This is a genomic window from Streptomyces sp. FH025, assembly GCF_017427025.1.
Lineage (GTDB): Bacteria > Actinomycetota > Actinomycetes > Streptomycetales > Streptomycetaceae > Kitasatospora.
The window spans coordinates 1-9,967 of the sequence record NZ_JAFLNG010000251.1; the positions used below are offsets into that span (position 1 = coordinate 1).

Genomic DNA, 9,967 nt, shown 5'->3' on the forward strand with positions numbered 1-9,967 from the left:
CGGTACCGTTCACGGTGGCGAGGTCCAGCCCGCTTTCCTCGGCGAGGCGCCGCACGAGCGGTGTGATTCCCGGCTCGGGCGTCGGAACCGAAGGCGCCGGCGCGGGCGCCGGCTTCGCCGCGGGCGCGGGCACGCGTTCGGCGGGCTCCACCGCGATGACGGCCATGGCGGTGCCCACCGGAACGGTCGTGCCGGGTTCCACCAGAAGCCGTTCCACCGTGCCCGTCTCGAAGCACTCGACCTCGATCGCCGCCTTGGCCGTGTCGACGACGGCCACGGTGTCACCCCGGGCCACCCGGTCCCCCGGGCTGACCAGCCACTCCAGCAGCGTTCCCTCGGTCATGTCGGCGCCGAGGGCCGGCATCGTGAACTCCGTCATCTCAACCGACCGCCCGCCGGGCCGCCGCCACGATGCCTTCGACCTGCGGAAGAGCGGCCTCCTCCAACTGGTGGGCGTACGGCACCGGCACCTCGGCTCCGCACACGCGCTCCACCGGTGCGTCCAGGTCGTAGAAGCCCTGTTCCGCGATCCTCGCCGCCACCTCGGCCGACAGTCCGGCCGTGCGCCAGCCCTCGTCGACCACCACCGCCCGGTGGGTGCGTGCGACGGAACCCAGGATCGTCGCGTCGTCCAGGGGCCGAAGGGTCCGCAGGTCGACGACCTCGGCCTCGACGCCGTCCCCGGCGAGCCGCTCGGCCGCCTCCAGGACCTTTCCGAGCGAGCCTCCGTGGGTGATCAGACTGACGTCGTTCCCGGCACGACGAACGGCCGCGTGGTCCAGGTCCACCGGCGCGGCGTCCGGATCCGGGGTGCCGGTGACGTTGTAGAGCGAGCCGTGTTCGAAGATCACCACCGGATCGGGGTCCGCCAGGGCGGGCGCCAGCATGTACCGGGCGTCCTGCACGGTGGCCGGAGCCAGCACCCGGATGCCCGGGATGTGGGCGTACCAGCCTTCGAGGCTGTGCGAGTGCTGGGCGGCGAGCTGACGGCCGGCGCCGGTGGTCATCCGGATCACCAGCGGCACGGCCACCTGCCCGCCCGACATGTGCAGCAGCGTCGCGGCGTTGTTCACGATCTGATCGAGGGCGAGCAGGCTGAAGTTGACCGTCATCACCTCGACGATCGGCCGCAGGCCCGCGATGGCCGCGCCGATGCCCGCGCCCACGAACGCCGATTCGGACAGCGGCGTGTCGCGGACCCGACCGGGGCCGAACTCGTCGAGCAACCCGAGACTCACGCCGAAGGCCCCGCCGTAGCGCCCCACGTCCTCGCCCATCAGGAACACCCGCTCGTCAGCTGCGAGGGCCTCGCGCAACGCCTCCCGCAGCGCGTCCCGGAAAGTCGGCTCCCGGGCCGCCGCCTTCCCGGTCACGGCGTCTCCTCCGCCGGACTGCGTACGAAGCGCAGCAGGTCCTCCGGCGGTTCGAGCCCGCCCTCCCGGGCCCCGGCCTCGGCGTGCTCCAGTTCCTCCGCGACGTCCTTCTCGACGAGGTCGAGCGCGGTGTCGTCGAACCCGTCGTCGGCGCGCATCCGCTCCGTGAGGAGGGTGATCGGGTCCCGCTGCTTCCACCGTTCGATCTCGGCCTTGTCCCGGTAGAGGTCCGGGTCGTACATCGAGTGCGCCCGGTAACGGTAGGTGCGCAGCTCCAGGAAGTACGGGCCCCCGCCCTCGCGGACGGCCCGCGCAGCGCGCCGGGCTGCCCGTTCGACGGCGAGGACGTCCATGCCGTCGACGGCCCAGGCGACCAGCCCGTAGGAGGCGGCCCGGGCCGCGAGGTCGGTCTGGGCGTGCTCGCGGGCCAGCGGGGTGCCCATGGCGTACAGGTTGTTCTCGCAGATCATCAGCAGCGGCAGGTCCCAGAGCGCGGCGAGATTCGCCGTCTCGTGGAACTCGCCCTCGGCGACCGCGCCGTCACCGAAGAAACAGCACGTCAGGTCCGGTCGCCCGCGCATCAGGTCGGCCAGGGCCAGTCCGCCCGCCACCGGAATGCCCCCGGCGACGATGCCGTGGCCTCCGTAGAAGCGGCGGCCGGCATCGAAGAGGTGCATCGACCCGCCTCGGCCTCGGCTGCAGCCGGTGACACGGCCCAGCATCTCGGCCAGCACCGCCGCCATGGGAACGCCCCTCGCCAGCGCGTGGCCGTGCTCGCGGTACGTGGTGACCACGGCGTCCTCGGACGTGAGCGCCTGGTGGACGCCGACCGACACGGCCTCCTCGCCGATGCACAGGTGGACGAAGCCGCGGATCTCCCCGGCGCTGTAGAGCTCCACGCAGCGTTCCTCGAAGCGCCGGATGCGCAGCATCTCCCGCAGCAGGTCGTACCGGTGCTCGGCGTCGACCGGCGATCCGGGCCTGCCGCGGTGGGCCGCCGCAGTGGTTCGGCGGGTCATGCCGTCTCCTCCAGGGTCGACAGGTCCCCCTCGGGCAGGCCCAGTTCGCGGGCGCGCAGCAGGCGCCGCATGACCTTGCCGCTGCGGGTCTTCGGCAAGTGCTGGTCGAAGGCGATCTCGCGCGGGGCGATGGCCGGACCTAGCCGTCGGCGGGCGAACGCGGTGAGGTCGCGGGCCAGTGCGTCGTCCGCCTCGAATCCGGGCTTCAGCGAGACGAAAGCCTTGACGATCTCGCCGGCGACCGGATCCGGGCGGCCGATCACCCCGGCCTCGGCCACCGCCGGATGCTCCATCAAAGTGCTCTCGACCTCGAACGGGCCGATCAGGTGCCCGGCCGACTTGATCACGTCGTCCGCCCGCCCGACGAACCAGTAGTAGCCGTCGGCGTCCCGCCGGGCCACGTCCCCGGTGAGGTACCAGCCGTCGGCGAAGCACGCTCGGTAGCGCTGTTCCTCCCCGAGGTAGCCGCGGAACATCGCCGGCCAGCCGGGCCGCAGGGCCAGCTCGCCTTCGGCCCCGGGTTCCTCCAGCACCCGGACCCGCCCGTCCGTCACCGCCGCCCGCCCCTCCGGCCCGCGGGCCAGGACACCGGCGCTCACCCCGGGCAGCGGCCGGCCCATCGAGCCCGGCCTGATCTCGGCTCCGGCCGTGTTGGCGATCATGATGCAGCCGGTCTCGGTCTGCCACCAGTTGTCGTGGATCGGCAGGCCCAGGATTTCCTGACCCCAGCGGACGGCCTCCGGGTTGAGCGGCTCACCCACGCTGGCGATGAACCGCAGGGCCGACAGGTCGAAGGAACGCGGCAGCTCGGGCGGGCTGCCCCGGGGGCTCACCCGCATCAGCATCCGGATCGCGGTGGGCGCGGTGTACCAGACGTTGACCCGCTCGTCGGCGAGGATGCCGTACCAGCGCCGGGCCTCGTACTCCCCCGCGTCCACCACCAGGGTCGCGCCGTGGGTGAGCGGCGCGATGATCCCGTACGACGTGCCGGTCACCCAGCCGGGGTCGGCGGTGCACCAGAACACGTCGTCCGGGCGGAGGTCCAGGGCGAGCGCGGCGGTCGCGTGGTGGGCGACCACGGCCTCGTGCACGTGGACCGCGCCCTTGGGAGTGCCGGTGGTGCCGCTGGTGAAGTGCAGCAGCGCCATGTCCCCGGGGTCGGTGTCCGGAATGGTGAACTCCTCGGAGGCCTCGGCCGTGAGCGCGTCGAAGGAGGCCGTGCCGGGAAGCCGCTCCGAACCCGGGCCCACGATCAGGACGTGTTCCAGCCCCGGCAGCCGCTCCCGCCGCTCGGCCGCCTTGCGCCGGTAGAGCTCCGCCGTCGTGACCAGGACCCGGACCTCGCCGAGCCGCAGCCGCTCCTCGACCGGAGCGGGGCCGAAGGCGGGGAACAGCGGGCAGAACACCGAGGTGTTCTTCAGGGTGCCGAGCACCGACGCGTACAGCTCGGGACACCGGCCGAGCAGCGACGCGACCCGGTCCCCCTTCCCGACTCCGAGGGCCCGCAGTCCGTTGGCGAAGCGGTTGGCGCGCCGGGCGAGCTCGGCGTAGGTCACCGGGGTGACCGTACGGTCGGCTGCGACGCAGCGAAGCGCGGTGCGTTCGCCCCGCCCCGCTGCCACGTGCCGGTCGACGGCTTCGTGGGCGATGTTCAGCCCTCGCCCACCGGGCAGTCCGTCGAGCAGGGAGCGGGCCCGCAGCCAGACCGGGTCGGGCCCGGCCGGGGCGTCGTCCCCGAGTACGGGCGTGGCCGCCGGTGTGTGAGGTTTCACGGGGAATGCCTCCGAATCACGGCGCCGCGCGTGTGCGGCCCGCTCCCTCCATCCTGCGACGGGCTTCGGGTCACCGCGAGGAGGGGGATGCGGCGACGCTTCCGAGCCGCCGTACCGCGTCGCGGTGTGCGGCCCTGCCCGGCCACCCCTACCGCAGCACGGACTCCAGGAAGTCGCTGCCGATCCGGGCCACGACGGAGAGGTCGAGCTGGTTGAGCACGTAACGGCCCCGGCGCTGGGTGATGACCAGTCCGGCCTTCTTCAGGACGGCGAGGTGGCGGGAGACCTCGGGGGCGGTGATGCCGTACGCGTCGGCCAGCTCGTTCGTCGAGTACGTGCCGCGCGCGAGGTTGCGGCACAGGTTCATCCGCATCGGATGGGTCAGCGCGTCCAGGCGCAGCTTGACCGTCTCCACGGACTCGGTGCCGCCGACCTCGTGGGAGGCGGCCGGGTACTGGATCACGGGCTGCCAGCCCGGTGCGTACAGGGTGAAGAGGTGCGGCCAGCCGAAGACGGTCGGCAGCAGTGTGAGGGCGGTGCCGCAGGCCTCGGTGCGGCCGTGTATCAGTTTGTCGACGACGATGCGGCTGCCGTGCTCGTCCTCCTCCAGGCTCAGCGCGGGCGATGCCGCCGTGAGCGCCTCCGCCAGGCCCTTGCGGCGCAGCAGCTCGGTCTTGTGCCGGGCGTCGGCGGTGAGCTGGACGCGGACCCGGCGCCAGGTGTCGGCGAAGAACGCCTGGTCGCAGTCCTCCAGGAGGCGCCGTATCCACGCGCGCGTGGCGGTGGGTTCGGCGAGCATCCGCTCGACGAACGCCGCCTGGCGCGGGCCGCGCGCCGCGGCCAGGTCGAGCGCGCGGCGCCGTGACCACTCGTCGAGCAGGGGCGACGGCAGGCCCTTGGGGTAGTGGCTGGTACTGCACGAGATCTCCAGGGCCAGCCCGACGAACTTCTCGTCGTCCATGCGGTCGAGGTCGTCCAGTTCCTCGGCGAGGGTCTCGCGGGGCTGGGCCGGCATCAGGAAGTCGGAGCGCGTCGACCGCCACATGAAGTCGGCCTCCAGCAGCCGGTCGGCCAGCTCCGGCTTGAGCGCGGCGGAGGTCGCCGTCGTCCACGCGTGCAGCCGGGGGTGATGGGCGGGCTCGGCCAGCGCGTGCAGCGCGTTGCCGAGCTCGGCCAGCGGCGAGGGGCAGAAGGCGATCCGCTCGTGCGGCAGTCCGGTGATGTCGATGGTCACGCTCACCCCCCTATGGTGCCGGGCCGGGCGAGGGTGCTGTCGTGCCATTTGACGAGGGCTGTCAATTGACGGGCCGCAGGTCGAGGCCGTGGCGCAGGGTGGGCGCATGAACGCACTGCAGCAGCACCTCTTCGACAGCTACCGGGCCGCCCAGCACGCCGAGCCGGCCCCGCCCGCCCCCGGCACCCACGACGTCGCCGTCCTGCGGGCGGCCCTCGACCACCGACGCTCCGAAGCCGTTCCCGCCGACCGCCCGGCGGCCTGTGGTGGCCCGGCGGCGCATCTGCCGGGCCACCACTCCGCTCAGTGAGTGCCGGTGCGCCTTTCGAGACGGGTGCCGTGGCGCAGGGTGATCGACATCAGGTCGCTGGGGGCGTCCAGTTCCAGGCGGTGCCAGCGGCCGCGGGGGACGATCACGGCGGTGCCCTCCCGCAACCGCACCATGTCCTCGGTGCCACCGGGCTCGGCGGGGCGGAAGTAGACGCGGACTCCGCCGGTCAGGCAGCACACCGCCTCATCCGCCTCCGGGTGCATCTCCCAGTGGTCGCCGTGCACGTCGGCGTCGGTCTCCACGTGGAACGTCGCGATCTGCCAGGCGCCGGAGTCGCCGCTCGCCATCCGTCGTTCGCCGGCTCGGACGTCGCCGTCGGGGTGGATGAGCAGTGCCGAGGCGAACAGGTCGACGGCTGCGATGGGTGTCGTCGTCATGACGGTGTTCCTTCCAGTCGGTTCTCCACCGGAGCGGCGGATTGCCGGACGGCGGGGTGCGGTACGGGCGTCGCGGCCCGGCGTCGGGGCAGCACGGCGATCGCCACGACCGCCGCGAGCACGAAGAGGGCGACGGCGACGGCCAGGCCCAGGGCGTAGCCGTCGTTGAGCGCGGCGGGGTCCGTGGCCGTGCCGGTGCGATGTACGGCGAGGGTGGCCAGGACGGCCAGGCCGATGCAGCCTCCGAGTTGGCGCGAGCTGTTCATGAGGCCGGAGGCCATGCCGGCCTCGCGCGGGGTGATGCCGGTGGTCGCGGCGGCGGCGACCGGGGCCAGGACCAGTCCGGTGCCGAAGCTGGTGATCACGGACGGGCCGAGCACGTCGGTGAGGAAGCCGCCGTGGGGGTCGATGAAGGCGAACCAGGCCAGGCCGGCGGCGGCCAGCAGGGCGCCGGGCACCAGGGCCGAGCGGGGGGTGCGGGTCGAGGTGACGCGGGTCGCGACGATGCTGCCCGCCACCAGGCCCGCCGAGAAGGGCAGGAACGCGACGCCGGTCGCCACGGCGCTCATGCCCAGGACCTGCTGCATGTACAGGGACACGAAGTAGAACGCCGCGAACTGCCCGGCCGCGGCCAGGAACACCAGCACGTTGGCGCCGGCGACCCAGCGGCTGCGCAGCAGGCCGAGGCGCAACAGCGGTGCGGGGGCCCTCGTTTCGGCGAGGGCGAAGGCGGCCAGCAGCGCGGCCGCGGTGGCGAGGGTCGCCAGCGTGGCCGGGGATCCCCACCCTCGGGTGCCGGTGAGCAGGACACCGAAGACCAGCAGCCCGACGCCGCCGGTCGCCAGGACGGCGCCGAGCACGTCCAGCCCCTCGCGCCGGACGGGCCGCGCTCCGGCGGGCACGCCCGTGAAGGCCAGCGCGAGAGCCGCCACGACGATGGGCAGGTTGACCAGCATGACCCAGCGCCAGCCCGCGTACTCGGTCAGCAGTCCGCCCGCCAGCACGCCCAGCGCTCCGCCCGCGGCGTTCACGGCGCTCCACACTCCGAGCGCGCGGACCCGCCGGGGGCCCTCGGGGAAGGTGGTGGTGAGCAGCGCCAGCGCGGCCGGTGCGGCCGCGGCGGCCCCCAGGCCCTGCCCGGCGCGGGCGGTGATCAGTTGCCAGGGCTCCTGGGCCAGCCCGCCCGCCAGGGAGCACAGCCCGAAGACGGCCAGGCCCAGCAGGAACAGCCGGCGCCGTCCGTACAGGTCGCAGGCACGGCCCCCCAGCAGCAGGAAGCCGCCGAACGTGAGCGCGTAGACGTGCACGACCCACGACAGGTCGAGTGGCGCGAATCCCAGCGCGGTGCGGATCGCGGGCAGGGCGACGTTGACCACCGACATGTCCAGGGCGAAGACGAACTGGGCGACGGCGGCAGCGGCCAGCACGACGCCGGGACGCCCTCGTGAGTTTTTGTACATGTAAGAAAAGTAGCCCCGGAGGATCACCGCTGTCGAGTCGTGGGGGAGGATGAGGGCATGCCGCAACCGTCCGCACCGCGCAAAGCCTCCGGCCGACCTCCCCGCATCTCCCGTGAGGAGGTCGTCGAGACGGCTCGCCGGATCGTGGACACGGAAGGCGTGGACCGGCTGACCATGCGGCGGCTGGCCGCGGAGATCGGCAGTACGCCGATGGCGCTCTACCACCACGTCCGCAACAAGGACGAACTGCTCGTCCTGCTGCTGGACGACTACGCCTCGCGGACGCTGCGACGACCCGAACTGCCGGCTCGGCCTCGCGAGCGGATCGTCGTCGCCGCCGCCGCGATCCACGAGGCGCTCGCCGCCTGCCCCTGGATCGTGGAGGTGCTGACCGCCGACGACCTGATGGCCACGTCCGCCCTGTGGTTCGTCGAGCAGATCGTCGACGGCCTGGTCGAATGCGGTCTGCCTCCCGAGCGGGCCGTCCACGGGTACCGCGCGATCTGGTACTACACCGCCGGAGAGATCGTGGTCCGGACGACGGCGTCCCGGCGGCGCGCGGGCGATGACCGCGACACCTACCGGGAGCGGGTCTTCGCCGGTCTCGACGCGAGCGAGCTGCCCCGCCTGGCACAGGTCGCGGACCGCTGGGCGCCGCTGACCGCCGAGGACACCTACCTGGACGGGCTCCGAGCCCTGGTGGACGGCCTCCTCGCCGCCCGCTGACGGGTCGCCGCCCCGGAGTCCTTACGTGCGGGCGCGCCCCGGGCGGTCAGAGGGCCTGGAGGAGCGCGGCACGGCGTCGCCAGTACCGCCACCCCGCGTCGATCTGACTGTCGGGCCAGGCCACCGCGTCCTTCTCCAGGCATTCCTGGTGACCGGTCCAGTGCCGGAGTTCGCCCGCGGCCCGGGCGGTGAGCTGGGTCCGGCAGGCGCGTTCGAGCAGGATCGCGTACATGACCGCGTGGGCGATGTCGCGGCCGACCGCCGCCAGGCCGTGTCCGGGCATCAGGCAGGCACGGGCGTCGCCGAGGTCGGCCGCGAGCGCACGGCCCAGTTGGGGGGTGCGGACGAGGTTGTCGGTGGCGGTGAACCGGGGCAGGCCGTGCTCGGCGAAGACGACGGCGTCGTGGCCGAGCGCGCGCAGCGGTTCGCCGAGGGCACTGAAGGCGTTGACCGTCAGGGAGTGGGTGTGGAGACTGACGTGCACGTCGGGACGGGCCCGCATGATCTCGGTGTGGATGTGGTGTTCGAGGTGCACCCGCCCCTCCCCCTCCAGCAGCTCGCCGGTCCACGAGACGAGCAGGACGCGGTCGGGCGTGATCTCCTCCAGGCCCCAGCCCGCCGACTTCATCCACACGCCGCGTCCGCCCGGATCGCGGACCGCCAGGTGCCCCCACACCATGTCCCCCTGCCCGGCCGCGGCCAGGACCTGACTGCCCGTCGCGACCAGCGCGCGCGGGTCGTCGCTCATGCCATCCGTCATGGATCGTTCTCCTCGGTATCGCATCCGGGCCCGCCCTCGGGCCACCTGGTTCGACGCGACCGCGGCTCCGACAGCGGTCGCCCGCCGCGCACTTGGGGCCTTCGAGGCCCCGTCCCGCGGTGATGTCTCCGACCCTAGGACCGGCCACCGGGTACGACCAGTGCAAAGATCGCAAGTGCTACTTTCGCCCGGTGAAAGTGACGTCCCTCGATCTCAACCTCCTCGTCGTCCTCGATGCCGTGCTGGAGGAGGGCGGCGTCACCGCGGCGGCCCGCCGACTGGACCTGTCGGTGCCGGCCGTCAGCCGGGCCCTGGGACGGCTGCGCACCGCTTTCGCCGATCCCCTGCTGGTGCGCACCGGCCGGGGCATGGAACCGACCGCGCACGCGCTGGCCCTGCGCCCGCGGGTACGCGCCCTGGTCGAGGACGCGCAGAACCTGCTGGGCCCCGCCGAGGGGGACACGGTGGCCGAACTGCGCCGCGTCCTCACCGTCCTGGCCCCCGAGGACCTCGTCGCGTGCTTCGGCACGGACCTGCTGACCCGCGTACGGGCCGAAGCCCCCGGCGTCCAACTGCGCTTCCTCAGCGAGGGCAGGGCCGCCGACGAAGGAGGGACGCTCCGCGAGGGCGCCGCCGAGCTCGCGATCAGCGTCAACGCGCCCAAGGAGGCCGGTCTGCGCACCGAAGGCCTGGTGCGCGAGCCACTCCTCGGCGTGGTCCGCGCGGGCCACCCGCTCAGCCGCGGCGAGACCACGACCGCCCGCTTCACCGCCTGGGACCACGTCGTGGTCTCCCGCCACGGGCGACTGCGCACCGCGGCCGACCGGCTGCTGGAGGCCGAGGGAACGCCGCGCACCGTGGCGGCCTCCGTACCCGACTTCACGACGGCCCTGCGCCTGGTCGCCACCAGCGACC

The 9,967-nt window shown here is 73.3% G+C and carries 11 protein-coding genes; 3 read left to right on the forward strand and 8 right to left on the reverse strand.

The window, feature by feature from the left end:
* The 5 genes from J0670_RS18860 to J0670_RS18880 all read right to left on the reverse strand — a co-directional run.
* Positions 1–364, reverse strand: a 364-nt coding sequence (locus J0670_RS18860) for a biotin/lipoyl-containing protein (RefSeq protein WP_243437212.1), incomplete at its 3' end; no start/stop codon positions are given.
* 16 nt (positions 365–380) lie between these two features.
* Entirely contained in the window at positions 381–1,373 is a 993-nt protein-coding gene (locus J0670_RS18865; protein WP_207812790.1) for an alpha-ketoacid dehydrogenase subunit beta, read from the reverse strand.
* Positions 1,370–2,392, reverse strand: a complete 1,023-nt coding sequence (gene pdhA / locus J0670_RS18870) for a pyruvate dehydrogenase (acetyl-transferring) E1 component subunit alpha (protein ID WP_207812791.1) — start codon at positions 2,390–2,392, stop codon at positions 1,370–1,372. The genes J0670_RS18865 and pdhA overlap by 4 nt, the downstream gene beginning before the upstream one ends.
* On the reverse strand, positions 2,389–4,164 hold the full coding sequence (acsA, locus tag J0670_RS18875) for an acetate--CoA ligase (protein ID WP_207812792.1): 1,776 nt from the start codon (positions 4,162–4,164) through the stop codon (positions 2,389–2,391). The genes pdhA and acsA overlap by 4 nt, the downstream gene beginning before the upstream one ends.
* Positions 4,165–4,312: 148 nt before the next feature.
* Complete coding sequence (locus J0670_RS18880; RefSeq protein ID WP_307806581.1) at positions 4,313–5,404, reverse strand: DUF5937 family protein; 1,092 nt, start codon at positions 5,402–5,404, stop codon at positions 4,313–4,315.
* A gap of 100 nt (positions 5,405–5,504) precedes the next feature.
* On the opposite strand from J0670_RS18880, the gene J0670_RS18885 reads away from it, so the two are divergent.
* Complete coding sequence (locus tag J0670_RS18885; protein WP_207812794.1) at positions 5,505–5,708, forward strand: hypothetical protein; 204 nt, start codon at positions 5,505–5,507, stop codon at positions 5,706–5,708.
* Here the strand turns inward: J0670_RS18885 and J0670_RS18890 are convergent.
* Positions 5,702–6,106, reverse strand: coding sequence for a cupin domain-containing protein (locus tag J0670_RS18890; RefSeq protein WP_207812795.1), 405 nt, complete (start codon positions 6,104–6,106; stop codon positions 5,702–5,704). The two genes, J0670_RS18885 and J0670_RS18890, sit on opposite strands and share 7 nt — an antisense overlap.
* Positions 6,103–7,566: an MFS transporter gene (locus J0670_RS18895; protein ID WP_207812796.1), complete on the reverse strand. Its 1,464-nt coding sequence runs from the start codon at positions 7,564–7,566 to the stop codon at positions 6,103–6,105. The genes J0670_RS18890 and J0670_RS18895 overlap by 4 nt, the downstream gene beginning before the upstream one ends.
* Positions 7,567–7,623: 57 nt before the next feature.
* On the opposite strand from J0670_RS18895, the gene J0670_RS18900 reads away from it, so the two are divergent.
* Entirely contained in the window at positions 7,624–8,292 is a 669-nt protein-coding gene (locus J0670_RS18900) for a TetR/AcrR family transcriptional regulator (RefSeq protein WP_207812797.1), read from the forward strand.
* Positions 8,293–8,338: 46 nt separating this feature from the next.
* On the opposite strand, the gene J0670_RS18905 is transcribed toward J0670_RS18900, so the two are convergent.
* Positions 8,339–9,052, reverse strand: coding sequence for a class II aldolase/adducin family protein (locus tag J0670_RS18905; RefSeq protein WP_207812798.1), 714 nt, complete (start codon positions 9,050–9,052; stop codon positions 8,339–8,341).
* A gap of 191 nt (positions 9,053–9,243) precedes the next feature.
* Between J0670_RS18905 and J0670_RS18910 the strand changes: the two genes are divergently transcribed.
* Positions 9,244–9,967: LysR family transcriptional regulator (locus J0670_RS18910; RefSeq protein ID WP_207812799.1), on the forward strand; the 724-nt coding region annotated here is incomplete at its 3' end.